This window comes from Luteibacter sp. (assembly GCF_035539195.1).
Taxonomy (GTDB): domain Bacteria; phylum Pseudomonadota; class Gammaproteobacteria; order Xanthomonadales; family Rhodanobacteraceae; genus Luteibacter.
In genome coordinates this window covers 86517-110556 of sequence record NZ_DATLIW010000025.1, presented here as the reverse complement: position 1 = coordinate 110556, position 24040 = coordinate 86517, and the positions used below count along the sequence as shown (strand labels likewise).

The 24040-nt window shown below is 64.5% G+C and carries 28 protein-coding genes; 12 read left to right on the top strand and 16 right to left on the bottom strand.

Annotated features, from left to right (window positions below; translation table 11 throughout):
* Positions 1-6: 6 nt before the first annotated feature.
* Positions 7-3150 (top strand): error-prone DNA polymerase, encoded by a 3144-nt coding sequence (locus tag VM621_RS07250; protein WP_325468299.1) that lies wholly within the window; start codon positions 7-9, stop codon positions 3148-3150.
* 219 nt (positions 3151-3369) lie between these two features.
* Positions 3370-3666, top strand: a complete 297-nt coding sequence (locus VM621_RS07245; protein ID WP_325468298.1) for a hypothetical protein — start codon at positions 3370-3372, stop codon at positions 3664-3666.
* 65 nt (positions 3667-3731) lie between these two features.
* Here the strand turns inward: VM621_RS07245 and VM621_RS07240 are convergent, their stop codons facing one another.
* The 4 genes from VM621_RS07240 to VM621_RS07225 form a co-directional block, all read right to left on the bottom strand.
* Complete coding sequence (locus tag VM621_RS07240) at positions 3732-3974, bottom strand: RNA-binding S4 domain-containing protein (RefSeq protein WP_325468367.1); 243 nt, start codon at positions 3972-3974, stop codon at positions 3732-3734.
* A 33-nt stretch (positions 3975-4007) separates the two neighbouring features.
* Positions 4008-4994 carry an MBL fold metallo-hydrolase gene (locus VM621_RS07235; RefSeq protein ID WP_325468297.1) on the bottom strand — a complete coding sequence of 329 codons (987 nt, stop codon included), beginning with the start codon at positions 4992-4994 and terminating at the stop codon, positions 4008-4010.
* A gap of 64 nt (positions 4995-5058) precedes the next feature.
* Complete coding sequence (locus VM621_RS07230) at positions 5059-5475, bottom strand: ketosteroid isomerase-related protein (RefSeq protein ID WP_325468296.1); 417 nt, start codon at positions 5473-5475, stop codon at positions 5059-5061.
* A gap of 8 nt (positions 5476-5483) precedes the next feature.
* A complete protein-coding gene (locus VM621_RS07225) occupies positions 5484-6596 on the bottom strand; it encodes an S-(hydroxymethyl)glutathione dehydrogenase/class III alcohol dehydrogenase (RefSeq protein ID WP_325468295.1) in 1113 nt (370 codons plus the stop codon).
* Positions 6597-7091: 495 nt separating this feature from the next.
* On the opposite strand from VM621_RS07225, the gene VM621_RS07220 reads away from it, so the two are divergent.
* Complete coding sequence (locus VM621_RS07220) at positions 7092-7250, top strand: hypothetical protein (RefSeq protein WP_325468294.1); 159 nt, start codon at positions 7092-7094, stop codon at positions 7248-7250.
* Between the two features lie 61 nt (positions 7251-7311).
* Here VM621_RS07220 and VM621_RS07215 read toward each other — a convergent pair whose 3' ends face one another.
* Complete coding sequence (locus tag VM621_RS07215; protein ID WP_325468293.1) at positions 7312-7821, bottom strand: DUF6496 domain-containing protein; 510 nt, start codon at positions 7819-7821, stop codon at positions 7312-7314.
* Positions 7822-8343: 522 nt separating this feature from the next.
* On the opposite strand from VM621_RS07215, the gene VM621_RS07210 reads away from it, so the two are divergent.
* Together VM621_RS07210 and VM621_RS07205 are read left to right on the top strand one after the other, a co-directional pair.
* Positions 8344-8529, top strand: a complete 186-nt coding sequence (locus VM621_RS07210) for a CsbD family protein (protein WP_325468292.1) — start codon at positions 8344-8346, stop codon at positions 8527-8529.
* A gap of 39 nt (positions 8530-8568) precedes the next feature.
* Positions 8569-9459 (top strand): YihY/virulence factor BrkB family protein, encoded by an 891-nt coding sequence (locus VM621_RS07205; RefSeq protein WP_325468291.1) that lies wholly within the window; start codon positions 8569-8571, stop codon positions 9457-9459.
* Between the two features lie 111 nt (positions 9460-9570).
* Here VM621_RS07205 and VM621_RS07200 read toward each other — a convergent pair whose 3' ends face one another.
* On the bottom strand, positions 9571-9699 hold the full coding sequence (locus VM621_RS07200) for a hypothetical protein (protein ID WP_325468290.1): 129 nt from the start codon (positions 9697-9699) through the stop codon (positions 9571-9573).
* 150 nt (positions 9700-9849) lie between these two features.
* Between VM621_RS07200 and VM621_RS07195 the strand changes: the two genes are divergently transcribed.
* The 3 genes from VM621_RS07195 to VM621_RS07185 are packed head-to-tail and all read left to right on the top strand — an operon-like array spanning position 9850 to position 13438.
* The gene (locus VM621_RS07195; RefSeq protein WP_325468289.1) at positions 9850-11214 is read left to right on the top strand and encodes an amidohydrolase family protein; all 1365 of its coding nucleotides are present in this window, start codon (positions 9850-9852) and stop codon (positions 11212-11214) included.
* A gap of 9 nt (positions 11215-11223) precedes the next feature.
* Positions 11224-13242 (top strand): hybrid sensor histidine kinase/response regulator, encoded by a 2019-nt coding sequence (locus VM621_RS07190; RefSeq protein WP_325468288.1) that lies wholly within the window; start codon positions 11224-11226, stop codon positions 13240-13242.
* A gap of 46 nt (positions 13243-13288) precedes the next feature.
* Positions 13289-13438, top strand: coding sequence for a hypothetical protein (locus VM621_RS07185; RefSeq protein WP_325468287.1), 150 nt, complete (start codon positions 13289-13291; stop codon positions 13436-13438).
* Here VM621_RS07185 and VM621_RS07180 read toward each other — a convergent pair.
* A complete protein-coding gene (locus tag VM621_RS07180; protein WP_325468286.1) occupies positions 13435-13635 on the bottom strand; it encodes a hypothetical protein in 201 nt (66 codons plus the stop codon). The genes VM621_RS07185 and VM621_RS07180 overlap by 4 nt on opposite strands.
* Positions 13636-13809: 174 nt before the next feature.
* Here VM621_RS07180 and VM621_RS07175 point away from each other — a divergent pair, with 174 nt between their 5' ends.
* On the top strand, positions 13810-14517 hold the full coding sequence (locus VM621_RS07175; RefSeq protein WP_325468285.1) for a Crp/Fnr family transcriptional regulator: 708 nt from the start codon (positions 13810-13812) through the stop codon (positions 14515-14517).
* A 3-nt stretch (positions 14518-14520) separates the two neighbouring features.
* On the opposite strand, the gene VM621_RS07170 is transcribed toward VM621_RS07175, so the two are convergent.
* The 4 genes from VM621_RS07170 to VM621_RS07155 all read right to left on the bottom strand — a co-directional run bounded on the left by VM621_RS07170 (position 14521) and on the right by VM621_RS07155 (position 18390).
* Entirely contained in the window at positions 14521-17388 is a 2868-nt protein-coding gene (locus VM621_RS07170) for a TonB-dependent receptor (protein ID WP_325468284.1), read from the bottom strand.
* Positions 17389-17572: 184 nt separating this feature from the next.
* Entirely contained in the window at positions 17573-17827 is a 255-nt protein-coding gene (locus tag VM621_RS07165; protein ID WP_325468283.1) for a DUF3820 family protein, read from the bottom strand.
* 17 nt (positions 17828-17844) lie between these two features.
* Positions 17845-18081 (bottom strand): hypothetical protein, encoded by a 237-nt coding sequence (locus VM621_RS07160; RefSeq protein WP_325468282.1) that lies wholly within the window; start codon positions 18079-18081, stop codon positions 17845-17847.
* A gap of 63 nt (positions 18082-18144) precedes the next feature.
* Positions 18145-18390, bottom strand: coding sequence for a hypothetical protein (locus tag VM621_RS07155; protein WP_325468281.1), 246 nt, complete (start codon positions 18388-18390; stop codon positions 18145-18147).
* A gap of 216 nt (positions 18391-18606) precedes the next feature.
* Here VM621_RS07155 and VM621_RS07150 point away from each other — a divergent pair, with 216 nt between their 5' ends.
* Positions 18607-19641, top strand: coding sequence for a TraB/GumN family protein (locus VM621_RS07150; RefSeq protein ID WP_325468280.1), 1035 nt, complete (start codon positions 18607-18609; stop codon positions 19639-19641).
* Here the strand turns inward: VM621_RS07150 and VM621_RS07145 are convergent.
* Entirely contained in the window at positions 19608-20648 is a 1041-nt protein-coding gene (locus tag VM621_RS07145) for a DUF4105 domain-containing protein (RefSeq protein WP_325468279.1), read from the bottom strand. The genes VM621_RS07150 and VM621_RS07145 overlap by 34 nt on opposite strands.
* A gap of 160 nt (positions 20649-20808) precedes the next feature.
* On the opposite strand from VM621_RS07145, the gene VM621_RS07140 reads away from it, so the two are divergent.
* Entirely contained in the window at positions 20809-21507 is a 699-nt protein-coding gene (locus tag VM621_RS07140; protein ID WP_325468278.1) for an HAD family phosphatase, read from the top strand.
* Here VM621_RS07140 and VM621_RS07135 read toward each other — a convergent pair whose 3' ends face one another.
* The 4 genes from VM621_RS07135 to VM621_RS07120 all read right to left on the bottom strand — a co-directional run bounded on the left by VM621_RS07135 (position 21508) and on the right by VM621_RS07120 (position 23634).
* Positions 21508-21921 carry a PAS domain S-box protein gene (locus VM621_RS07135; protein ID WP_325468277.1) on the bottom strand — a complete coding sequence of 138 codons (414 nt, stop codon included), beginning with the start codon at positions 21919-21921 and terminating at the stop codon, positions 21508-21510.
* Positions 21922-22076: 155 nt separating this feature from the next.
* Positions 22077-22499 carry a hypothetical protein gene (locus VM621_RS07130; protein ID WP_325468276.1) on the bottom strand — a complete coding sequence of 141 codons (423 nt, stop codon included), beginning with the start codon at positions 22497-22499 and terminating at the stop codon, positions 22077-22079.
* Between the two features lie 169 nt (positions 22500-22668).
* On the bottom strand, positions 22669-23193 hold the full coding sequence (locus VM621_RS07125; RefSeq protein ID WP_325468275.1) for a tetratricopeptide repeat protein: 525 nt from the start codon (positions 23191-23193) through the stop codon (positions 22669-22671).
* Positions 23194-23274: 81 nt separating this feature from the next.
* The gene (locus tag VM621_RS07120) at positions 23275-23634 is read right to left on the bottom strand and encodes a DUF1304 domain-containing protein (RefSeq protein ID WP_325468274.1); all 360 of its coding nucleotides are present in this window, start codon (positions 23632-23634) and stop codon (positions 23275-23277) included.
* 99 nt (positions 23635-23733) lie between these two features.
* On the opposite strand from VM621_RS07120, the gene VM621_RS07115 reads away from it, so the two are divergent.
* Entirely contained in the window at positions 23734-24009 is a 276-nt protein-coding gene (locus tag VM621_RS07115) for a hypothetical protein (protein WP_325468273.1), read from the top strand.
* The last annotated feature ends 31 nt before the right edge of the window (positions 24010-24040 follow it).

Here is a 24040-nt window from a genome sequence, read left to right as displayed (position 1 = left end):
GCGCCCATGCTTCCCGACGAACTGCCAGCTCCCGCCAACGACGGGGACGCTCCTGCCCCCGCCTATGCCGAACTGCATGCACTGAGTGATTTCAGTTTCCAGCGCGGGGCATCCAATGCGCGCGAGCTGTTCGAGCGCGCGAAGGACATCGGCTACAGTGCCCTGGCCATCACCGACGAGTGCTCGCTCTCCGGCATCGTGCGTGCGCTGGAAGCTTCGCTGGAAAGCGAACTGCCCCTCATCGTCGGCAGCGAATTCCACCTCGAGGACGGCACCGCGCTGGTCCTGCTGGTGGAGAACCAGGCCGGGTATACCGAACTGTGCCGACTCATCACCCTGGGTCGTCGACGCGCGCCGAAGGGCCGCTACGAATTGCATCGCGCGGACTTCGAGCCCCTGGCCGAGGGCCTCTGCGTGTTGTGGATCCCCGGCCCCCTTGCCGCCACCGACGCCGCGCTGCACGACGATCGCGCCCACTGGGTGGCGAAGCATTTCAGCGGCCGCGCGTGGCTTGCCGTGGAACTTCATCGTGGCCAGCACGACGATGCCGAACTGATCGCCCTGCGCGGGTTGGGCGCACGCCATGCCCTGCCTTGTGTCGCCGCCGGCGATGTCCACATGCACCTGCGCCGTCGCCGTGCCCTGCAGGACGTGATGACGGCGATCCGGCTCAACCTCCCCATCGCCGAGGCGGGCCATGCGCTGTTTCCCAATGGCGAGCGTCACCTGCGCCGACGCGAAACCCTCGCACGCATCTACCCCGGCGACCTCATCGACGAGACGCTCGCGGTGGCCGCGCGCTGCACGGGTTTCGACATCCGCGGCATCAACTACGTCTACCCGTGCGAGCTGGTTCCCGATGGCATGGATGCGCCGACGTACCTGCGCCAGCTCACCTATGCCGGTGCCGCCACACGCTGGCCCGAAGGCATTCCCGAACAGTGGGTCGAACGCATCGAGAAAGAGCTGACGCTCGTCGGTCAGATGCAGTACGAGGCCTTCTTCCTCACCGTCCAGGACATCGTGCACTTCGCCCGCTCACGCCAGATCCTCTGTCAGGGCCGCGGCTCGGCGGCGAACTCGGTGGTTTGCTTCTGCCTGGGCATTACCGAGGTCAATCCAGAGCAGATATCCACCTTGTTCGAGCGCTTCATTTCCATCGAACGCGACGAGCCCCCGGACATCGATGTCGACTTCGAGCACGAACGCCGCGAGGAGGTGTTGCAGTACGTCTTCAACAAATACGGACGCGAACGCGCCGCGCTCGCCGCCACCGTGATCAGCTACCGGCGCAAGAGCGCCGCACGCGACGTCGGGCGGGCACTCGGCCTGTCCGAAGACCAGCTCGACCAGCTAAGCCATGCCTACTCGCATGCGCATAACGATGTACCGATCACTGTGCGGCTGCAGGAACGCGGTTTCGATATCGCCAGCCGGACTATCCGCCAACTGGTCGTGCTGGTGGAGGAAATCAACGGCATGCCCCGGCACCTCTCGCAGCATGTGGGAGGCTTCGTGATTTCCGACACGCCACTGCATCACCTCGTGCCGGTGGAGAACGCGGCAATGGACGATCGCACGATCATCCAATGGGACAAGGACGATCTCGAAACCATGAAGTTGCTCAAGGTGGACTGCCTGGCACTGGGCATGCTCACCTGCATGCGCAAGGCGGTCGACCTCTTGCGCAAGCTCGGCGGCAAGGATTACCGGCGCCTTGCCGACATTCCCATGGACGATCCGGCGACTTACGAAATGATTCAGAAGGCCGACACCGTCGGGGTCTTCCAGATCGAATCGCGCGCGCAGATGTCGATGCTGCCGCGGCTGAAACCGGCGTGCTATTACGACCTGGTCATCCAGGTGGCGATCGTCCGCCCTGGCCCCATCCAGGGCGGCATGGTCCATCCCTACCTGCAGCGGCGAAAACTTCCTCCCGACGAGATCGTCTACGAACACGGTGTGCGGCCGGTGCTCGAACGCACCCTCGGCGTACCGATTTTCCAGGAGCAGGTCATGGCGATCCTGCAGGTGGTCGCGGGTTTCAGCGCCGGCGAGTCGGACGAGTTGCGTCGTTCCATGGCGGCATGGAAGCGTCGGGGCGGCCTGCAGAAGTTCGAACCGAAGATCCGTCGCAACATGGCGATAAACAACTACACGCCCGAATTCACCCAGCAGATCATCGACCAGATCCAGGGCTTCGGCAGTTACGGCTTTCCCGAATCGCATGCGGCCGGGTTCGCCCTCATCGCCTACGCGTCTTCCTACATGAAATGCCACCACCCGGAAGTCTTCACCTGCGCGCTGCTCAATAGCCAGCCGATGGGTTTCTACGCACCGGCGCAACTGGTGGCCGACCTGCGCCGGCATGGCGTGGAAGTGCGCCCGCCGGATGTCACGGCCAGTGACTGGGATTGCACCCTTGAACCTGTGGCGAAGAAAACCGGCACCTTCGCCCTGCGCCTCGGATTGCGCCTGATCGGCGGCCTTTCCGCCGATCTCGGCACGCGCATCGTCGCTGCGCGTGCCACCATGCCTTTCCATGACCTGGCCGATCTCGCCCGTCGTGCCGGCATGAATCGGTTCGAACGCGAGCGCCTTGCCGATGCCGGCGCTTTACGCGTCCTCAGTGGGCATCGCCACCGCGCACGCTGGGAGAGTTCGGGCATCGAACGCACCCTGCCCCTGCTCGATAACGTGACCGAGGAACGGCCGGCCCTGCGACCACCCACGCTCGCGGAAAATGTCTTCGCCGATTACGCCACCCACGGTCTCTCCCTTGCAGCGCATCCGCTCGTCCTGATTCGCAAGAACTTGCAGGCCCGGCGGGTACGTCGCGCCAGCGAGATGGAGCACATGCGCAATGGCGCCTGGCTACGCCATGCCGGCCTGGTCACCGTGCGCCAGCGCCCACAGACCGCCAGCGGCATCACCTTCGTCACGCTTGAGGACGAAACCGGACAGGTCAACGTCATTGTCCGGCCCAAAGTGGCCGAAGCCTGCCGGCAGGCGCTGCTCGACGCGGTGTTGCTTGCGGTCGACGGACAATGGCAATCGATCGAGGGCGTGCGCCATCTGGTAGCGAATCGTCTTCACGATTTCAGTGATCTGCTTCCCGCTTTGGGCTCGGTATCGCGGGACTTTCATTAGTCCACGCCACGCTCACACAACGCGTCCCACGCCGTCACTTAATGGGAGCTAATTTTCTCCTGAACGAACGCCTAGGAAATGTTGCGTTGCAAGAGCAACGTTCATCGAAAAAGGGATAGCGTCTGCACCACGCACTTAGTCCGGGTCACCGGTGAGCGATGCCTTTGCGCCGGGTATCGCAATGTTTCTATCGGCGCCACAAGTTCCAGGAGCTACGTCATGCGCAACACGAAACTGATCCTCGCGATGCTGGTTGGTTGTACGGTAATGACTGGCGCGGCCTTCGCTCAGGATGCCTCGCAGAAGGCGGATCCGACCCCCGCCACCAAGAGCGCCACCCCCACACAGACCAGCAGCGATTCGATGAAGTCCGGCTCCTCCGACTCCTCCATGATGTCGTCCGACTCCAAGTCCGAGGGCGCCGGCACGATGAAGTCCACGCACAAGAAAGCGCACAAGAAGGCTACCAAGAGTGACACCTCGGCTCCGGCCAAGTCGTCCTCGTCGGGCATGTAATTCCCAACGCATAGAAAAACCCGGCGCCTCGCGGCGCCGGGTTTTTTTATGCGCGTTGCCGTGGCTCAGTCGATTTCAGGCAGCACGCTGATCTCTTCGTCCACGGACCGACCCGGGTCGACGAACTTCACGACCTGCCCTGCGCGCACCTTGTACGTCTTGCGCAGTTCGACCGTACCATCGACCGACACCAGGCCGTCGGCCACGAAATGCTTGCCTTCGCCGCCGCTCGCGGCAAGACCGGTGAGCTTCAGCAACAGGTTGAGCTCGACATACTCGCCTTCGAGGCGAAATTCATGAAACGACATGGTGGGGGGCTTTCGCATGATCCGGGCCTGCCATTAGAGCGCAATTCGGCCGCCGATGTTGAGGAGCGTGAAGTCGGCATCCGTCAGGCCGGTCTCGGCCAGCGCCTCGCCGAGTAGCCTGGGAGGCTCGTCCAACTGGTCGTCGGCCAACTCGAACACTCCCCAATGGATGGCGATGGACCGCTTGCACCCGACGTCGCGGTGCAATTGCACCGCCTGTGCCGGGTCCACATGCTGCCCCTGCATGAACCAGCGCGGGGCATACGCGCCGATGGGAATCGCGGCGAGGTCGATCGGCCCTGCGCGCCGCCCGATCTCGGCGAGCTTGTCGGAGTAACCCGTATCGCCGGCGAACCAGAAGCGGAAGCCTTCATGGGCCATGACCCAGCCGCCCCACAGCGAGCGATTGCGATCCCACAGGGTCCGCGCACTCCAATGCCGCGCCGGTACGAAGGTGAACGTGGCGCCACGCACCTCGGTGCTCGCCCACCAGTCCAGCTCCCGAACGTTGCCGATGCCCGCCTTGTCGAACCACCGCTTCAACCCCAACGGCACGAGAAACACCACCTGGGGGAAACGCCGGGCCAACGCATGCACCGTCGCCTTGTCGAGATGGTCGTAGTGGTTGTGCGAGATGGCGACCACGTCGATGGACGGCAAGCCGTTCACATCCACGGGAGCCACCGTGCGGCGGACAGGACCGGCGAACGAGAGCGGGGAGGCACGCAGCCCCAGTACGGGATCGGTGATGACCGTAAGACCGTGGTGCCGTACGAGGACCGTGGCGTGGCCCAGCCACCAGGCGGCGTCCTGACTCCCGGCGAACTCGGGCGCCTGCCACCAGCGACGGGCGAAAGCCTCGTAGCCAGCCTCGGGCGGCCGAGGCAACTGCTGCTCCTTGCGTTCTTTCCGCCAGCGCTTCAGACCACCAGGTGGCCGGATATCCGGTTCGAGGTTGCGGAATCCTTCCGCGGTGTGATGCTCCTTGGAGCGATCGAAGTACGGGTTCGTCCAGGCCATGCTCAACCTTGAATGGGAAACGGGTCGCAGAAGACCTGCGGCCCGCCTCCCGTCGGTTCAAGGCTCAGTCGACATCGATACGCCGGATCTGCGAGAGCCAGTCTTCCAGATTGTAATAATTGCTGACCCGCAGGATCCTGCCGTCGGCAATCTCGAAGAACGCGCCGCCGGGTAGTGCATACGACTGCCCCTGCGCAAGCGGGAGCCCTTCGTCGGTCGCTTTGTACACGCCGTGGATCATGTATTCCGCCGACGCGCGGCTGCCGGTTTCGTTTGCCATCACGACCACGTTCCTCAGCTGCTCGTCGTAGCTGGCGGTGCTGCGCTGGAGGAACGCAGCGAATCGCTCGCGGCCGACTTCACGGCCACTCTGGTTCAGATCGTGAATGACATGCTCGTCCAGCAGGGCCAGCATGCCTGGCCAGTCGGCATGGTTGAACGCCTCGTGGTAGCGGCGGATCAGGTCGATCGATGCATTCATCGGCAAGCTCAGTAAATAATGACGGAGCGGATGGCCTTGCCCTCATGCATGAGGTCGAAGGCGCGATTGATGTCTTCCAGCCCCATCGTATACGTGATCATCGGGTCGATCTTGATTTCGCCACCCATGTAGCGATCGACGTAACCGGGCAACTGGCTACGCCCCTTCACACCGCCGAATGCCGAACCGCGCCAGACGCGCCCGGTCACCAACTGGAACGGGCGCGTGCGGATTTCCTGCCCCGCACCCGCCACGCCGATGATGATCGACTCGCCCCAACCCTTGTGACAGCACTCGAGCGCGGCGCGCATCACATCGACGCTGCCGATGCACTCGAAGGAATAGTCGACGCCACCGTCGGTCAGGTCGACGATGACCTGCTGGATCGGGGTATCCGGGTAGTCGCGCGGATTGATGCAGTCGGTGGCGCCGAGCATCCTGGCCATCTCGAACTTCGACGGATTGGTATCGACCACGATGATGCGCGAGGCCTTGGCCATCACCGCACCCTGCACCACCGACAAGCCGATGCCGCCCATGCCGAACACGGCCACCGTCGAGCCCGGCTCGACCTTGGCTGTGTTCAGGACCGCGCCGATGCCGGTGGTGATCCCGCAACCCAGCAGGCAGACCTTCTCCAGCGGCGCTTCCTTGCTGATCTTCGCCAGCGAGATCTCCGGCAGCACGGTGTATTCGCTGAAGGTGCTGGTGCCCATGTAATGCAGCAACGGCTTACCGCCCATCGAGAACCGGGAGGTGCCGTCCGGCATCAGGCCCTTGCCCTGGGTGAGGCGGATCTTCTGGCAGAGGTTGGTCTTACCGGACAGGCAGAACTTGCACTCCCCGCATTCGGGCGTATAGAGCGGAATGACGTGGTCGCCCGGCTTGAGCGAAGTCACGCCCTCGCCCACTTCCTCGACGATACCGCCACCCTCGTGGCCGAGGATGACGGGGAAGGCCCCCTCCGGGTCGTCGCCGGACAGCGTGTAGGCGTCGGTATGGCACACACCCGTGGCCACGATGCGCACCAGGACTTCGCCAGCCTTCGGCCCCTGAACGTCGATTTCTTCGATGGAAAGCGGCTTACCGGCCTCCCAGGCCACGGCGGCGCGAGATTTCATGGGGAACTCCTCGTACAAAAGCGGTCAAACCGGCCCTGGGCCGGGGGATGGACGATTCTAACTGAACGGTCTCCGGCCCCCCACGGTGGCGACCTCACCGCGATTGAGTTAAACTGGGGTTAACGGATCGGGTCGAAACGGCGAACGAAAGGCCACGGCAAGGAATCGGCCACACTGCCGCGACACGTCGGTTCGAGAAATTTTTGAACCTTTTGCTTACACATGCTGTCGAAGTTTTTAACGCTTGAGAGCCCTTGTAAAGCCAGAAGGCGCCCATACAAAGGGGTGCATAGGAAACTGGTTGGTACAGAAATTAAGCCCGAAAGCGGCATGACGAAAGACTAACGAGCCTATTGTTCACCAAACGAAACGGACCAGTTGTTCAGCGCCCTTCTACTCCGGCCTGCAGCAGCGTCAGGTCCCCGCCACGCCAGAGACCGGCGGTGTGGCGTCAGACGATTGATAACCGGTCCCGATAAGACTGGGAGAACCCATATGAACGAGCTTCGCAACGATTACGGCATTTCGACCTTCGAATTTTCGAACGGCTTCCGCGCCGCTGAAACCGCTGGCATGGACCTGTTCGGTGGCGAAATGGACGGTTACGACTGGTTGGGCGAAGTCGCCAGCCGTCTGAGCGGCGATACGCTCTGATCCCTCGCTGCTGTTAGACGAGCGAAAGCAACGGGCCCGCTCAACGCGGGCCCGCTAACGATCAGGAAGCCTTCCGTGCCCTGGTCCGAGCCGCCTTCTTGGCGGCGGTCTTCCTTCCCGCTGCACCCTTGGTATGCGCCGCCTTCCTTGCGGCCGCCGAACGGCTGCTCGCCGTGCGCTTGGATGCGCTTTTCTTTGCCTGCGCCGACAGCGACCGCTTCGATACCGCCGTGGTGCCTTCACGCTTGAGCGCCTTCGTCGTGGCCCGCTTGCGAGCCGTGGACTTCTTCGTTGCCGTACCGGACGAGCGCTTGCGTGTAGCCGCCTCCATATCCTGGGCAGCCTTCTTCTTCGTCGCGGCGCTGGCTGTCTTCGATGGCTTGGCCTTCACGCCGTCCCTGCGTGCCTTGGAAAGACCGATCGCGATCGCCTGTTTCGCCGAACGTACCCCGTGCCTGCCTTCGCGCACATGGTCGATCTCTTCGCGCACGTACTCGCCGGCCTGCGTCGATGCCGACTTGCCTTCGCGGCTGTCCTTCCGTGCCCTGGCAGTGGTTTTTTTCTCAGGCATGAGCGGAATTCCTCCGGTTCGGGTGCTTGGACCTCATGGGATCCGAATCGCCAGCGCCTCTGGCGCCGGCGGTTTGGGGACGCCATCGCCTTCGGGGTCGTCGGGATGCGGGGGAGATTCTTGCGGACGATCGCGCGCCGGGTCGGTACCGGGCATCTCGGGCCTGGGTGCGTTCGGCTTCCCTTCCGGAATGACCGGTGAGGTGCCGGGTGTCTCGGGAACGTAGGGACTCTGCATCGCTTCAGGCACCGGTGATGTCATCGGAGGCCGAGACTGCGCGGCACGGCGTGATGCGTATGTCAGCCCTGCGTCATGCCAAAGTCGAATATCGAGGAAGCCGCCCATGATCGCCTGCCCGGCGATGGTGGCGGTAAACGTCGAGCAAGTACGAGCGCCTCGTATGCACCTGAAGACGACGGACAGAGTGAATATCAGCGCACATACGTTTCACGTGTCTGTAATGCCGTAACGGCGTAAATCGATCCCGCTGCGAATGACGCAGAGCCAGGTGAGGATCTCCGTATGGACAAGAATCGTACCGAAGGCATGAAACACGAAGTCAAGGGTGCCGTGAAAGAAGTGGCCGGCAAGGTCACCGGCAATCACGCCAAGGAAGCCGCTGGCAACATCGAGAAGAACGCCGGCAAGATCCAGAAGGAAGTCGGCAAGGCGGCGGACAAGGCGCGTGATACGGACCGTCATCATTGATCTGGCTGCGCGGGAGCCCTCTCCGGGCTCCCGCGCCCCATGACCATGTCACTACGTCGCTGGTTCGATCTCGCAAGTAAATCCGTCCGTACCGCTATCGACGGGTTTACGGACGACGAATTGATGACCCGGGCCGCGGCCCTTTCTTTCTATTCCGCATTGTCTTTCGCGCCGTTGCTGGTCCTGTTGCTGTGGGTGCTGGCCGCACTCCGGCCCGAATGGCAGAACGAGCTCGTCGACAGTCTCACCAGTGTGATCGGGATCCAGGGCGCGGGCGCAGTCAGGCTGGTGATCGACAATGCGCAGCGGCGACCCCACCTGGGTAACATCGTGGGACTCATCGGCCTGGGCATCACGTTGTTCAGCGCCTCCGCGGTTTTCACCCAGCTGCAGTCCACGTTGAATCGTGTGTGGAAGCTGCGCGCCAAGCCGGGCGAAGCCGTCGTCGGCTGGCTGCGCACACGCGCCAGGGCCTTCGGGCTACTGGTCGGCATCGCCTTCCTTCTGATCGTCTCGTTCGTCATCAACGGACTCATCAAGGCGATGATTCCCGGCGACACGACCGCCTGGCAGGTCACCGAGGCGAGTGTCTCCTTCGTTGTCTTCGCCGTTGCCTTCGGCGCCATGTACCGCGTGCTTCCCGACGCGCAGATCGCCTGGAAAGACGCCACCCGCGGAGGCATCCTCACCGCCGTGTTGTTCGCCGCCGGCAAGTTCGTGATCGGCCTGTATATCGAACGCGCCTCCGTCGGTGGAGCGTATGGCCCAGCCGGCGCCATCGTCGTCCTGCTCACCTGGGTCTATTACGCCTCGATCATCGTGCTGCTCGGCGCCGAGCTCACCCGTGGGCTCGCCGTGGCACGCGGGGCGAAAATCCGGCCGGCGGAGCACGCCGAAAGCTTTGCCGACGAAGTGACCCCCACCCGCTGAGCGGGTTGGCGCGAATCGCCGCCGACGCGGCTCCCGCTGCGCATCCACAGTGCAAAAAAAGCTTCCGCGACGTGCACGGAAGCTTCCCCTTGGCTATGTTTCGTTAACTGCTCAGGTGCAACCGCGGACCAGGAAGATCAGGATAAGGACCGGAATCGGCACACCCAGCACCCAAAGCAGGATGTAACCGATACCGCCGCGCTGCTTGTCCGCTACGGGGGTGATGTCTTTCTCTTCCATTGCTCGATGCTCCGCGGTGGATGTGGGTAGGGAGATTCGGCCGACGGCCGTGCACCGTATGTGACAGCGACGCCACGGACGTTTTCGCAACGACAAAGCCTTCGCACCTCGTGCATTATTCGTGACGGGCACTTACCAGGAAGGACGTTCATGACCCTGCTCCGCCCCACCCTGCTCGCCCTCGCCCTGGCTACCGCCGCCAGCGCCGCCAGCGCCGCCACCATGATCCGCGGCGCGCGCCTGATCGACGGCACCGGCGCGCCGCCGCGCGAGGACGTCACGCTGGTGATCGATGGCGACCATATCTCCCTCATCGGCTCGGGGCTGCGCGTGAAAATGCCTGCTGGAACCCAAGTCGTCGACTACACCGGCAAGACGATCATTCCCGGGCTGGTCTCCGACCACGGCCACATCGGATTGGTCGATGGCACGAAAAGCGGGCTGCCGACGCTGTATACCCGCGACAATGCGCTGCGTCAGTTGCGCCAGTGGCGCGCCTACGGCGTCACCACGGTCACCTCGCTGGGCGTGAACAACCCGGATGTCTTCTATCCCCTGCGGACCGACCTGCACGCCGGCAAGGCGGACGGCGCGGACCTGTTCGGTGCCGATCGCGGTATCGGGGTGCCCAACGGGGCACCTCCCGCAAAGATGATGCAGGCCGGCCCCAACCAGCTCGACCGCCCGACGACCGCCGACGAAGCGCGCGCGGACGTGGATGCCGCGGCGGCTCGCGGCACCGACCTGATCAAGATCTGGCTGGACGATTTCAACGGCAGCCTGCCCGTCAAGATGAAGCCGGAGATCTGGCAAGCGGTCATCGACCAGGCACATGCGAAGCATCTCCGCGTCGCCGCCCACGTCTATTACCTGGACGATGCACGGCAACTGGTCGACGCCGGCGTGGACATCCTCGCCCACGGCGTGCGCGACAAGCCGGTCGACCCGGGTTTCATCGAGGCGATGAAACAGCATGGCACCTGGTATGTCCCGACGCTCGACCTCAACGAGGCCGCCTTCGTCTATGCGCGTCATCCCGGATGGATGGACCAGCCCTTCTTCCTCCACGCCGTGCAGCCGGAACTCGCCAAGCAGTTCGCCGACGGTGCATGGCGCGACAAGGTCAACAACGACGGCTCGACGCCTGTGAGCGAGGAAGCCTTGCAGGTCAACCTGAAGAACCTCAAGACGCTCTTCGACGCCGGCGTGAAGATCGGTTTCGGCACGGACGCGGGCGCCATGCCGTTGCGGATTCCGGGCTTTGCCGAACATCGTGAACTCGCGTTGATGGTCGATGCCGGCCTGACCCCGTTGCAGGCCATTCACATCGCCACCCAGGGCGCCGCGCAGTTGCTCGGCCTCGACGACCGCGGCGTGCTTGCAAACGGCAAGCGAGCCGACTTCGTCGTCCTCGATGGCAATCCCGCGGACAACATCGAAGCGACGACGACCATCGATGCCGTATGGCAACGCGGCAAACAGGTGTCCGGCCGCGTCGACGCGTTCCATCCCTGAGCCGATGCAATGACCCCGACCGCCTCCGACCCGTTCGCCTTCCTGCCAGCCGAGTCGGCGACGGCGAACGAGATACGTGCGTTGGACTGGTCGTCGACGCCCATGGGTGCGCCGGAAGGATGGCCCGCCGCGCTGCGCAGCATGTTGTCGACGATGCTTTCCATTCCCCAGCCCATGTTCCTGTCCTTCGGGCCGGCGTTTACGTTCTTCTTCAACGACGCTTACCGCCCCATGCTGGGCGATCGTCTGACCGGTGCGATCGGACGCCCGTTCGAGACGCTCTGGCACGATGTCTGGCCGGAAGTGGAAAGTCATGTGCGCAGCGCGCTGGCGGGTCACGGCTCGGTTCATCGCGACATGCGGCTGATCATGACGCGACACGGAGCGCCCGAAGAAACCTGGTGGACGTTCTCATATGCACCGCTACGCGACGAGCGTGGCGAGATCATCGGCATGTACGCGGTGACCAACGAGACGACGCGCGGCGTGCGCTCCGCGCTCGCCCTGCGCGAGCTGAATGCATCGCTCGAGGTCGAGATCGACATGCGCACGCGCGAGCGCGACCAGATATGGGCGATATCGCGCGATCTCTACGTAGTGCTCGCGCGAGACGGGCACTACCGCAACACGAATCCGGCCTGGCGTAACGAGCTCGGGTATGAAGTCAGCGAGCTGGTCGGGCTCGGCTTCGAGGAGCTGGTCCATCCCGACGACCTCGATCGGGCACGCGATGCGGTGAGCCAGATGTTCGACGGCGAGGTGGTCGAAGACCTCGAGCTGCGCCTGCGCGCGAAAGATGGAAGCTACCGCTGGTTCGCGTGGACCTGCGTTCCCGATGGCGACGTCGTCTACGGCATGGGTCGCGACACCCAGCGCCGCCGCGATATCGACGAGCAGCAACGCCATGCACAGAAACTGGAAGCCCTCGGCCGCCTGACCGGTGGCATCGCACACGATTTCAACAACATCCTTGGCGGCATCGGCGGCGCGATCGAAGTCGTCGCCGAACGCCTGGACAACGGCCGCGTCGACGGTACGCGTCGGTTGCTCGACGCCGCCGGCGGTGCGGTCAAGCGCGCCGCCGGCCTGACCCATCGGCTGCTCGCGTATGCCCGCCAGCAAGCCCTCTCGCTGTCCGACGTGGATGCGAACACGCTGGTCGGCGAACTCGAACTCCTGCTTCGCCCGCTGATCGGTGAGCGGATAACCCTCGACTTGCAGATGCACGAAGGGCTTTGGCGCACCTTGTCGGATGCCAGCCAGCTCGAAAGCGCCATCCTCAACCTGGCGATCAACGCGCGGGACGCCATGCCGAACGGCGGTACCCTGGCCATCCATACGCGCAACGTCGCCCATGCCGACATCGGCAGGGGGCGCCGCGACTATGTGGTGATCGCCGTCAGCGATACCGGCACCGGCATGTCGTCCAGCGTGATCGAAAAGGCCTTCGATCCGTTCTTCACCACCAAGCCCATCGGCCAGGGCACCGGCCTCGGGCTGTCCATGGTCGATGGGTTCGCACGACAGACCGGCGGTCGCGCGATCATCGATTCGACGCCCGGCCAAGGCACGACAGTGAGCCTCTGGCTGCCTCGGCATGTCGGCGAAAGCGCGGCCGGGCACGCCCACATCGATGCCGCGGTCGCGCGCGGACAAGGACAGCATGTCCTTCTGGTCGAAGACGAGGAGATACTGCGTTCGATTGCCCGCGAGGTGCTGGAAGAAGCAGGCTACCGGGTCAGCGATTGTGCCGAAGCCTACGAGGCGTTGCGCCAGATCGATAGCGGACCGCCCCCGGACCTGATGTTGACCGATATCGGCCTGCCGGGCATGGATGGCCGCCAGCTGGCGCTGGCGGTCCGCGAAACCTTGCCGAACCTGCCGATCCTCTTTGTGACCGGCTATGCGTGGGACGCCTTCGCGCAGTCGCCGTCGCTGCCCGAGCGAACGGCTATGCTGAGCAAGCCGTTCTCGGTCCACGCCCTGATCGACGCCGTCGCGGATCTGTTGGCCGGGACGGCGACGTAACGCCAGCCATCCATTTCGTTGACCCATGCCCACGGACACTGCGCACATGAACCGAATGCGCTATTACGCCCTGCTAGCCCTCATCGCGGCGACGATAGCGATCGTCGTGGTCGGCGGCATCATGAAGGGCGGTCCGGCCGGCGATACGCCCGACGACGGCGCGCGGGCACCACGCTCGCACCCGTCGGAACGTTAAGCGGGTTCTACCTCGCCCGGCGCCAGGGCGGCGTCGTGGGACGCGGCGGAGCGTTGCATGGCGACCAGGAAATCGACGCCGTAACGCATGACGAACGGCGCCACCGTGCCGGGCATGAAGCCATCGGGCCACGGCATGGCGGCGGTATCGGTGTCTTCCACTACGGGTGTACTGACTTGCGTGACTCGACGTGCCATGGCCTTGACGGCCCCCTTTTGGTGTTCCCCCATCGCTCTTACTAAGGCAAAACAGGGGCAAGGTCAATGGGTCGACCCTCTGCGACAAAAGAGCGCGGTGGGATGACTGCGCCTGTCGCCCCCTCGCGCCGGGCCTAGAATCGACATGCACTCCGTGAGTGCCGGAGGTTAACCGTGTCGACTGCATCAGCCATCGCCAGCCACGCCAACGCCACTCGACGACCATCCATCTGCTGCAACGATTCATGCCGGCATGCTGCCGCGTGCGAGGCTACCCGTGGCGGCGACCCCGCGCTGCTCGAGATGCGCGATCTGGTCGAGCGCGTGGGACCCTTCTCCGAAGGGGACCGGCTCGTCCAGCCCGATGCCCCCCACCGCGCGTCCTTCGCCGTGCTCAGCGGCCTGGCAAAGACCGTCGGCGAGGGGCGCGTGATCGCCTTTCATCTGCCCGGCGAGCTGTTTGCGCTCGACGTGCCACGCACCGGGACGCACAGCGCGTCGGTGGTGGCCGTCGGCAAGACATGGTTCTGCCGATTTCCCCGCACCGCCACCGACGCACTGTGCGAACACAGTGAAGCCGTTGCCGTCCATCTGCGTACCCTGCGCCGCCGCGAGCGTGCCTTTACCCGCCGCGCCGCCGACGGCAACGCCGCCGAGCGCGTGACCTCGTTCCTGCTTGAATTGCTCGATCGTCGTCGTCGCGTGGAGGGTTCCGGCAGCAGCTTCGTCCCGCTGCCGATGTCCCGCGACGATATCGGTTCGTACCTGGACATGAGTGCGGCCACGGTCACCCGCATGCTGGCGAAATTGCGAAGCCAGGGATCCATCGCCATCCGTGCGGATGGCGTGGATGTACTCCATGAAGCATCCCTGCGCGGCTGATCGCTACAGCTTCACCCGCACGCCGACGGTAAAGAACCGACCGACCACGCCGTTCTGCGCGTAGGTCGGGTTGTAGTTCAGCGCGGCATAGTTGAGCGGGTCGAACGGGGCCTTCTTGTCGAACGCATTCATGATCGAGCCGGTGATCGCTACCTTGTCCGTGAGGTCGTAACGACCGGTAAGGTCGACGTCCGTGAACGAGGCCATCCGGCAGTTTGCAGGGACGTTCGCACCGGTGTCCGTATTGGTCGAGAAACAGCCCGAGGTGACGTCCGGCGCGGTCAGCTTGAGGCCGCTCGTGTAGTACACCGTGCCGGTGATGGTCGCCTTGCCGAACGAGATGCTGTTTGCCCACGAGCCACGGTAACGCGGCGTACCCGCCCCCGACGATACCCCGTAGGGCCCATGGGTGCCGACGAATTCCAGCTGCGTACCGTCCTCCAGGGTCAGCTTCCAGCTGATGATCTTGGTCAGGTTGATTTCGCTGGTGAAGCGCACGTTCTCACTGAAGTCGTGGCCCGCCTTGAGGTCGAGGTCGAAGCCCTGGGTCTTCAGCGAGTTCTGGTTCACCCATGGCGCCGCGACGACCAGGGGCCGTGGAAGCGCGCCGGGCGCCGCCGGATCCGGAACGTCCGGCACGATCGCCGAACCGGCCGGCAGCGGCTGGCCGGCGAAGTACGCGTCGAGAACGGCGTTCGGATCCTGCTGCGCGATCACCCCGGTTTTCTTGATCCGGTAGAAATCCAGCGAAGCACTGAGGTCCTGGGTTGGCTGGTAGAGCAAGCCGAACGTATAGCTCTTCGATCGCTCCGGCTGGATCTTCGGATTGGAGGTGGTGAGGAAGGCGAGCGGATACGGCTGCACGTAGCCGCTGTTGCCGTGCGCATTCTGGAAATCCACCGGTGGCGTGAATGTCGCGAAGCCCTCGCTCTGGCTGTTGCCGCTCTCGGAGAAACCCGGTGCACGGTAGCCTTTCGAGAACGTGCCGCGCACGGCCAGCTGTTCGAACGGCTTCCACTTGAAGCCGATCTTCGGCGAGAAGTTGTTGCCGAAATCCGAGTAGTGGTCGAAGCGACTGGAAGCATCCACCTCGAAGGACTCCGTGAACGGCGCATCCAGTTCGACATAGACGCCGCCCACCGTCCGTTGGCCGCGCGTGCGCGCGACACCCAGACCCTGCGCCTGCAGGTTCGCGTTGAGATCTGGGTCGTTCTGCTGCTCGTGGCGCACATCCACGCCCGTGGCCAGGCCCAGCGATCCGCCGCCCATGTCCATCAGGGGACGCGTCACATGGAAGTCGAGCGATTGCAGGTCGCTGGTCGATGTCTTCTGCAGGGTCGGCGATAGCGCAGCAAGCAGTTCGCGCGAGTTCGCCGAGGGGTTGACGAAGTTGTACGTGCCATTGGTGACCGCGGAAATCAGGGCGCCGTAGTTGAGCAGCCCGTTCAGGCGCGTATCCAGCGAATCGTGGTTGATCACCAGCGCCGTGTCGTAGTTCCACTCGCCCCACTGCCCGGTGAGCCCGCCCACCAGCCTCAGATTGTGGTTGTCGGTCTGGCCGCTGGCCAGGGCACTGGGGAACGAATAGTTGATCAACGCCGCGCTACCCTGGGCCGCGAACGGGTTGTTCGGATTGAGCGAGCCGTCGGGCAGGGTCGCCGGCAAGGCGATCGCGTTGGTGTTGTTCGGCGTACTGGCCTGGATCTGCGCCGGGGTACCCGGGAACGTCGTCTTCACCTCGTAGTAGCTCGCGCCGATATAGGCCTGCACCGTATCCGATAACTTGATGGTGAAGCGGCCATATAAACCGCCCCGCTCCGTGGTCGGTTGGATGGCGGTGTACAGCGCACGGTTCTGGGCACAGTAGCTGCCCGGATTCGCCGGATCGTCCGTCACCAGCGTGCCGAGCGAACCGCATGCTTGCAGCGGCTGCGCAAGGGCGCCGGGGTCGGCCACGCCGGAGGTCACGTCGCCCGGCCGTGACAGCGTACCCGGCGTCACCGTGCCGTAGATCGAACCGGAATTCTGCGAGGGCTGGCCGCCGATGAGGTTGTTGCCGCCGCTACGCCGCAGATCCGCCGTGTTGTACGGATAGCCGCGATCGCGGGTCATGATCGCGTCGTCCTTCTGGTACTCGGCGCTGAAGTAGGCGTTCCAGCCGTCCTTCCTCAGATCGCCGCCACCGAACAACACGGTGCCGCGTTTCGTCGTCCCACCGCCATGCTGGGAGGTTCCCACATCGGCAGTGAACTCCGCCCCCTTGAACGAGGGCTTGAGGATGATATTGACCACGCCGGCGATGGCGTCGGCACCGTACAGCGACGACGCACCATCCTTCAGCACTTCGATACGGTCGATCGCGTTCGAAGGAATCGTGTTCAGATCGACAAAGGATCGCTGGCCGTCATCGGTCACCGGGTAATTCGCCGCACGCCGGCCATCGATCAGGACGAGCGTCGAGTTCACCGTCAGGCCGCGCAACGCAACGCCCGTCGAACCGACGGCGAAGCCGGCGGTGAACGAGGCCGGGATGGAACCGCTGTTGTCGGCCGAGATGGAGCGGACAACGTCCGATACGGTGGTCAGTCCGCTCTTCTGGATCTGCTCGGCGGTGATGGTCGTCACGGGCGACGGCGTCTCCACATCGATACGTGGCAAGGCCGAGCCGGTGACCGTGATCGCGGTCAGCTCCGTGGTCTTCTGCTGGCCGTCCGGCGGCGGGGTTTGCGCGGGCGTCGCCGCGGGCGCAGGCGTGGCGGGTGGCGCGGGCGGTGTCTGCGCCGAGGCCTGGGCACAGGCGCAGGCCAGTGCGGCGGCGATGGACAAAGCGAGGCCTTGACGCCGAAGCGCCATGTCTTTTTTCGTTTTCATTGTGAGTCTCCGGGCCTTAGGGGAGTTGGGCTGGGACCTGACGACCCGGAGAATGAGAACGCAACGAGACATTCACAGGGACGCAAGGAAAACTTACGCCGTGTAAACACGTTGCACCATCGGCCATTCGGAATAACTTGCAAGCCCCGAACTGGCACGGGCTATGCAGTGGCGACGCGGACCATCAGCCTGGTTTGGACGCCTTGCGCAGGGGGTCGAGCAACCGGCGCAAGCCGTTGTGATCCAGCTCGAGCATGATCGCCAGGAGGCGACCCAGCTCTCCCGGAGGAAACCCCTCGCGGGCGAACCACGCGAGGTAGTTTCCGGGCAAGTCGGCGATGGCCCTGCCCTTGAACTTGCCGAACGGCATCACGGCCGTGGCCAGCTTGGCCAGATCCTGGCGGAAGGCGTCATGGGGATCGGTATGGGGATCGGTCATGCCGCCATGTTAACTGCCTACTCGTCGCCGGGATCGAACCCCTCTCTCTCCTTCATCAGCTTGCGTGCCGCCGCCACGCCGAGGGTCATGCCTTCGGCGCAGGCCTCTTCTTCGTTTTCGTGCAAGGTGACGCAGAGCTTCTCGGCGATTTCCTCGCCGTCCTCGCTTATCACGTACTTACCGCGCCAGCGCCCGGGTTTGGCGACGTAGCACGTGCCTTCCACGTCGAAGTAACCGATCTTTCGATGCGTCATGGGTGGGATGTTCCTCCTTTCTCACCCCATCGTATGCATCGCGCATCAAGGTGATGTGCAGCCCTATTGGAGGCCGCTCACCGGACGCTTGGCATTCGACTCGAATTCACGCCAGATGCCGTCGGCGCCTTCGACCGATACCAGTACTTGCAAGCCGTTCTGGGCGCCCAGCAGCTTTGACTGCTGCACGGCATACGCGATCGCGCCCACGCGCGTTTCGAAATTTTCCATGGGCACGCCATTCATCTGAACGTGCCAGAGCCCCGCGAGATCGGGGTGGAACGGAATGTCGTAGATCACCAGTGCCATGGATCGGTGGGTAACCCTGAAAAGTCGTACGAAGGCTCGAGAAACGCTGCGGATGGCGAAGATTATCCGTTCGCGAATGCCCCCACAATGGAAGGATGACGCACTGTTTTCTTCACGCCGAACTCACGACGGAAGGCGTTCCCGGACGTGAACGATAGACCAGCAGGCGTGACCGATGGCCGGTGCCGCGGCGTGGCGTTCGTCTAGACTTTGCCGATGACGACACCTCGCCTCCTGTTCGCACTGCCCCTCTTGTTCGGCCTGGCCGGTATGGCCGGCGCTCAGACCGCCCCGACAAGCCCGCCCGTTCCCGCCGGAGCGAGCAGCGTTCCCACGCTCGAGGCGGTGACCGTCAGCGGCGTGCAGCCCGGTCCTGGCCTGTGGAAGGCCACCAAGGGCGAGCACACCTTGCTCATCCTCGGCAGCCTGGCACCCCTGCCGCAGAACATGACCTGGAAGTCGGACGAGATCGACGACGCCCTCGCCCATTCCAACGAGCTGATCCTCCCGCCGAAGGTGGAGATCAAGCCCAACGTCGGTTTCTTCGGCAAACTCGTGCTGCTGCCGTCACTCGTGGGCGTCCGTAACGCGCCCGACGGCGCGACGCTGAAGGACACGGTGCCGGCGGATGTCTACGCGCGCTGGCTGACGGTAAAGGCCCGTTACATCGGCGACGACCGTTCCGTGGAGCGATATCGCCCCATCTTCGCCGTGGTCGAGCTGTACAAGAACGCCGTCAAGAAGAGCGGCCTGGGCAAGGCAGGCGTCATCACACGCACGGTCGCCGCCATCGCCACCAAGTACAACGTCAAGCAGACCCCCGTGCAGTACACGTTGATGGTCGACGATCCACGCAAGGCCGTGAAGGAATTCAAGCGTTCGACGTTGGACGATCTCTCCTGCTTCACGCTCAGCGTCGACAACATCGATGCGCAGCTCGCCGACATGACCCGACGCGGCAACGCGTGGGCCACCGGCGATATCGCCGCGCTCCGCGACGACCGCACGGCGAAGCAGCGCGCGGCCTGCCTGGATGCCGTCACCGACGGCGGCGTGGCGCAACGGATCGGTCTCACCGACATTCCCAAGGCGGTAAAGAACGCGTGGCTCGCCGTGGTGGACACCGCCATGGCCCACGACACCCAGGCCGTCGCGATCGTACCGATCGAGGATCTGCTCGGCGACGACGGCTACCTGGCCGCGCTCAAGGCCAGGGGCTATAGCGTCGAGGCGCCCGACGACGGCGACTGAGCCGACGTCGGAACCCGTGCCGGCGGCACGTCCTTACGGATGATCGCCGAGAAGTCGTCACCGGGTTTCGTCGACCTGGCCTGGTCGGTGATCCGGCCGAGGCGTCGCCATTCGTCCACCGACAGCCGAGCGTCCAGCGCACCGTTGTCGCGCAGGTAGCCAGGCAGGTAGCCGGTGAGCAGCAGGCGGATATCGAACGGCAGGCCGCTGTCGATGCGCCGCGCCATGCGATAGACGATCGTCGTGCAGTTCGAGGTCACCGTGTTGTAGAAGCGGGGGCGCTCGACCAGGTCGTTCGCCGCATCGACGTAGGACAGGAACAGGGACCGCATGGCTTCCTTCGGCATGCGCAGTGGAAAGATGTAATCGTCCTCGCCACGCACATTGGTCCGCACCCGCACGATGTCATGCTCGTCGGCGGCGATCAGCACCAGTTCGAACTGCTTGAAGAAACCGCCGACTTCCGAGAACGCCTCGCCCTTCTCACGGCGGATCTCCATCGAAAAGACCACGTGCCGGCCATCGTCGAAGCCAAACGACAACATGGCGTGCGCGATCGCCTCGCTCGACCAGTAAGAAAGGATCGCGTCGGCCGAGACGAGGTGGTCCAGATCGTAATCGCGCGTCTCCCAGCGGGCATCGTAGTCGTCGTCGCTGCGCCAGTCGAAGTCGCGCACGTTGTGCAGGGTGACCCGGGAACCATGGACCTCGCCGGAAAGCAGCCGGGCGACGTCGTCGGACCAGACGCGGTCGTTACGCGGCCGGATCGTGGTCCACCAGCCGATGAGCAGAGCCAAGGCCACAGCCAGGCCGATCGGCGCCCACCACGCCCGCCAGCCGAACAGGGCCAGCAACAGGCCGACATACAGCACGCTCCAGAGCACCGCGCCTGTCGCGCGCGCCGGGACCGGGCCGGGCAACTGGTAGAACAAGGCGATCGCTCCCCAGGCACCGGATACGAACAGCAGCACGCCGGCCACGGCTCCCGCCACAGTGCGGGCGAGCATCCTGCGTTTTCTCATGGGTAAAGGGCTTCCGGATGGCTCATGGGGCAAGCATGGCCGAAATCACCTATTCGGACTATGGCGCACCGCGACAAAGCGGGTTATTTTCGGTACGAAGCCGGGCAGTCGGCCATGGCAAGCGCTGTTTTCGAGGGGATCTGGCATGGTCCGTTTTCCGGCGATACCGCAGGCGATCGTCTTCGACCTCGACGGCGTGCTCTTCGATACCGAAGCGCTCTACCGTGACGCCCTGCTCGCTGCGGCAGCGGACGTCGGCATCCACATCCCGCTATCCCTCTGCCAGCGCATGGTCGGCCTGCACGGACACGCGGCACGCATGCTGCTTCGCGAATACGTCGGCGACGAAGTCGACCTCGACGCCGTCTGGGCGGGCGCCTCCGAGCGTTATCACGCGATGTTCGAGACCGATCTCCGGCTGAAACCCGGGGTCACCGCCCTGCTCGACACCCTCGACGAATTCGGCCTGCCTCGCGCCATCGCTACCTCCTCGCCGCACGGCACGGCCATTCACCACCTGGAAGCGTTCGGCCTGCGCGATCGTTTCGACGCCCTCGTCGCGGCGGGCGACTGCGAGCGCTGCAAGCCCTACCCCGACCCCTACTTGCGCGCGGCGCGCATCCTCAACAAGCCGGCCAACTGCTGCCTCGCCCTCGAAGACTCGCAGGCCGGTGTCCGCTCCGCCGTGGCGGCGGGGTTGCCGACGATCATGGTGCCCGACCTGCAACAGCCCTCGGCCGAGCTCCGCCGGCTGTGCGCCGGCATCGTGCCCGACCTGGACGTCGTCAACGACTGGCTGCGCCAGGCCTGCGGTGCCGCCAGTCGCGACGTCCCGATCCATTGATCACTCCGGACTGGACCCGCCGATAGCGTCGTGCACCAGCACGGCAGCGACCTGGTCGCCCTCGTCGTCGACCACGGGATAAGCCGAGCCCTGCATCGTCTGCCGCGAACCATCCGGCCGGCGGACCACCCAACGCGCATGCTTGCTGGTCTCACCCTTGAGGACGGCACGGGACAGCGGCAGGTCCTCGGACGGATAGGGCCGCCCCTCTTCGGTGAAGATGCTGTACATCCGACTGTAGTCGTCCGGACCTACCGCCAGCCGAACCCATCCGTGCAGCTCGGCCGCGCGCTCGTTCACGTGGACGATGTCGCCTCGTGCATCGGCGACGATCACGCCGAACGACGTATCCTTTAGGCTGCGCCACGGGTGGCCCCCGAAGGTCCACGGCTCGTCGAAACTGATACGCGACATCTCACCCCCGTTACGATGCCAGGCGAATCGTCGGCTTCCGACGATATGTCGGCCATAGTGGAGAAAAGCGCCGGCTGCCACAAGGGAACGACGTCGCGTCCACCCGCCCTGCGTGGACACCAGCGAAGACGGGCGTCTGTTGAAAGGGGAGAAAGTCAGGCCCTGCCGGTCGCCGACACGCCGATGCTGGCCGGCGCCTTCGCGTGCACGGTGGCGCGTCCGCAGGCTTCCCGGATCGCGTGTTCGAGTTGCTGCGCGCTGTACGGCTTGCAGACCAGCGGTGCGAAGTAACGGACGGGGATATCCGGCGGCATGGCACCGGTGGCAAGCACATACGGAATACCGCGACGGATCAGCTCGTCCAGTGCGGGGTAAGCCATGACGCCCTGTAGATCGAGGTCCACGACGGCGACATCGCAGCGCTCCACGTGCGCGACGCGGATCGCGTCTTCGATGCATCCCGCACAGGCGACCACCTCGTAGCCCAGCCGTCCGACGAGCAGATCCGTCAGCGCCGCGGCCAACCCGGAATGGTCTTCGAAAATGATCGCGCGCGGCGTGGCAAGTTCAATGCTCATGAAAGCCTCGATCTCGGCTTTGGGGGAAGCTGTGGACCAAGCTACTACCGAATTTGCACGTTGAACATAGACCAACAGGTAGATTTTTACCCCTTTCGATCCGCAATTTCACGAACGTAGAAGCATGCGGTTCATTAGCTCGATTGAATCGCCAAGCCGTCATGTCGGATCAACGTACGTCGTCGGGTTCCACGATAAACGGAGGTGCGCCACCCTCTCCTTTATTCTTCGCCCCGATGTCGTCCCCTACCCTGGCAAGGCGTTGCACGATACGTCCGCTGTCGCGCCTCAGCCGGTCGCCGGGTTCGCCGGCCTGTGCGCTGGCCACCAGCGCGGCCTGCGCCTGTTTCAGCCGCACCACGCCGAGGTTGTACAGCGCCTGCGCATGATCGGGCCTGATCCTGATCGCATGTTCGTAGGCCAGCCCGGCATCGTCGAGTTTTTGCAGGCGGAAGCGGGCATTGCCCAGGCGGTACCACGCATCCGCATCGTCGGGCATGGCGGCGACCACGGACGCATACAGATCGGCCGCACGGTGGATATCCCCGGCGGCATAGGCCTGGTTGGCGGCCTGCTCATCCCCCGCCGCGTCCGCGGCGCGATCCGGCGGAGCGAGCGTGGCATGCCCGGCACATCCGGCAAGGGCGGCAAACGCAGCGACCAGGGACAGTCGGGAGGTTCCACGTGTCGTCACGTTTGCAACTCCTCTGGGACAGGGCAGACACCACCTTGCCCCTCACGAGCGCGATCCGTCAAATAAGCCGCGCGCGACCGGTCAGCGCGCGAGCCACTGGGCGGCCAGTGCGAGGGCGGCCGGCAAGGCCTGCACGTAGAGGATCCGGCGGCTTGCGGTGAGTGTCCCCCACAGGCCCGCGACCACGACGCAGCCCAGCCCGTAGAACACGAAGGCCGTGGCGAACGGTTCGCGCAAGGCCAGGCCGAGGACCAACGCGACCACCAGAAAGCCGTTGTAGAGGCCCTGGTTCGACGCCAGCGCCGCGCTGTCGCGCGCGAATTGGGCCGTGATGCCGAAGACCTTCGGCCCGCGGGTGCGCCACAGCGCCATTTCCAGCAGGACGATATAGAGGTGGATGAGGATCACCAGGACGGTGAGTACGGTAGCGGCGACGGCCATGGCGATCCTTTCCTTGAGAGTGACGGGGATTCTACTTAGGCCGGATGGCGGATTGCAGGGGCCCGCCGCCGACGCTTTCATTAGCGGATGGGTAACGTCATGGCAGCGCAGGAGATCTCACTGGAAGCCCTCGGGCTGCTCCAGGCCCTGTTGCACCACGACTACTTCGAGGCGCAGTTCCGTGCCAACCACGTGGCCCGGCACGCCCTCGAGCACGAGCACCTGCCCGTGGCCGACGCGGCCGAGCGGATCGAGGGGTTGCTGGAAAGTGGCTGCCCGAACAGCGTGGAGTTGCGTATCGCCCTGCGCATTCTCGCCGCGTCGGTCGACAGCATGCAGCTGATCGCGCTGGACCGCGCCGGGCGCCTTCTTTGACCTAGACAGGCGGCGGCGGTCGTCGGGTAGG

What these genes read in the sequence shown, in the direction of transcription:
- VM621_RS07220 (WP_325468294.1), top strand. Translation starts at nt 7,092, where the DNA reads ATGAACGAGCTTCGCAACGATTACGGCATTTCGACCTTCGAATTTTCG.
- VM621_RS07205 (WP_325468291.1), top strand. Translation starts at nt 8,569, where the DNA reads ATGACCATGTCACTACGTCGCTGGTTCGATCTCGCAAGTAAATCCGTC.
- VM621_RS07210 (WP_325468292.1), top strand. Translation starts at nt 8,344, where the DNA reads ATGGACAAGAATCGTACCGAAGGCATGAAACACGAAGTCAAGGGTGCC.
- VM621_RS07170 (WP_325468284.1), bottom strand. Translation starts at nt 17,388, where the DNA reads ATGAAAACGAAAAAAGACATGGCGCTTCGGCGTCAAGGCCTCGCTTTG.
- VM621_RS07140 (WP_325468278.1), top strand. Translation starts at nt 20,809, where the DNA reads ATGGTCCGTTTTCCGGCGATACCGCAGGCGATCGTCTTCGACCTCGAC.
- VM621_RS07230 (WP_325468296.1), bottom strand. Translation starts at nt 5,475, where the DNA reads ATGAATGCATCGATCGACCTGATCCGCCGCTACCACGAGGCGTTCAAC.
- VM621_RS07225 (WP_325468295.1), bottom strand. Translation starts at nt 6,596, where the DNA reads ATGAAATCTCGCGCCGCCGTGGCCTGGGAGGCCGGTAAGCCGCTTTCC.
- VM621_RS07190 (WP_325468288.1), top strand. Translation starts at nt 11,224, where the DNA reads ATGACCCCGACCGCCTCCGACCCGTTCGCCTTCCTGCCAGCCGAGTCG.
- VM621_RS07240 (WP_325468367.1), bottom strand. Translation starts at nt 3,974, where the DNA reads ATGTCGTTTCATGAATTTCGCCTCGAAGGCGAGTATGTCGAGCTCAAC.
- VM621_RS07235 (WP_325468297.1), bottom strand. Translation starts at nt 4,994, where the DNA reads ATGGCCTGGACGAACCCGTACTTCGATCGCTCCAAGGAGCATCACACC.
- VM621_RS07250 (WP_325468299.1), top strand. Translation starts at nt 7, where the DNA reads ATGCTTCCCGACGAACTGCCAGCTCCCGCCAACGACGGGGACGCTCCT.
- VM621_RS07160 (WP_325468282.1), bottom strand. Translation starts at nt 18,081, where the DNA reads ATGACGCATCGAAAGATCGGTTACTTCGACGTGGAAGGCACGTGCTAC.
- VM621_RS07165 (WP_325468283.1), bottom strand. Translation starts at nt 17,827, where the DNA reads ATGACCGATCCCCATACCGATCCCCATGACGCCTTCCGCCAGGATCTG.
- VM621_RS07180 (WP_325468286.1), bottom strand. Translation starts at nt 13,635, where the DNA reads ATGGCACGTCGAGTCACGCAAGTCAGTACACCCGTAGTGGAAGACACC.
- VM621_RS07155 (WP_325468281.1), bottom strand. Translation starts at nt 18,390, where the DNA reads ATGGCACTGGTGATCTACGACATTCCGTTCCACCCCGATCTCGCGGGG.
- VM621_RS07150 (WP_325468280.1), top strand. Translation starts at nt 18,607, where the DNA reads ATGACGACACCTCGCCTCCTGTTCGCACTGCCCCTCTTGTTCGGCCTG.
- VM621_RS07215 (WP_325468293.1), bottom strand. Translation starts at nt 7,821, where the DNA reads ATGCCTGAGAAAAAAACCACTGCCAGGGCACGGAAGGACAGCCGCGAA.
- VM621_RS07115 (WP_325468273.1), top strand. Translation starts at nt 23,734, where the DNA reads ATGGCAGCGCAGGAGATCTCACTGGAAGCCCTCGGGCTGCTCCAGGCC.
- VM621_RS07245 (WP_325468298.1), top strand. Translation starts at nt 3,370, where the DNA reads ATGCGCAACACGAAACTGATCCTCGCGATGCTGGTTGGTTGTACGGTA.
- VM621_RS07120 (WP_325468274.1), bottom strand. Translation starts at nt 23,634, where the DNA reads ATGGCCGTCGCCGCTACCGTACTCACCGTCCTGGTGATCCTCATCCAC.
- VM621_RS07130 (WP_325468276.1), bottom strand. Translation starts at nt 22,499, where the DNA reads ATGAGCATTGAACTTGCCACGCCGCGCGCGATCATTTTCGAAGACCAT.
- VM621_RS07145 (WP_325468279.1), bottom strand. Translation starts at nt 20,648, where the DNA reads ATGCTCGCCCGCACTGTGGCGGGAGCCGTGGCCGGCGTGCTGCTGTTC.
- VM621_RS07135 (WP_325468277.1), bottom strand. Translation starts at nt 21,921, where the DNA reads ATGTCGCGTATCAGTTTCGACGAGCCGTGGACCTTCGGGGGCCACCCG.
- VM621_RS07200 (WP_325468290.1), bottom strand. Translation starts at nt 9,699, where the DNA reads ATGGAAGAGAAAGACATCACCCCCGTAGCGGACAAGCAGCGCGGCGGT.
- VM621_RS07185 (WP_325468287.1), top strand. Translation starts at nt 13,289, where the DNA reads ATGAACCGAATGCGCTATTACGCCCTGCTAGCCCTCATCGCGGCGACG.
- VM621_RS07195 (WP_325468289.1), top strand. Translation starts at nt 9,850, where the DNA reads ATGACCCTGCTCCGCCCCACCCTGCTCGCCCTCGCCCTGGCTACCGCC.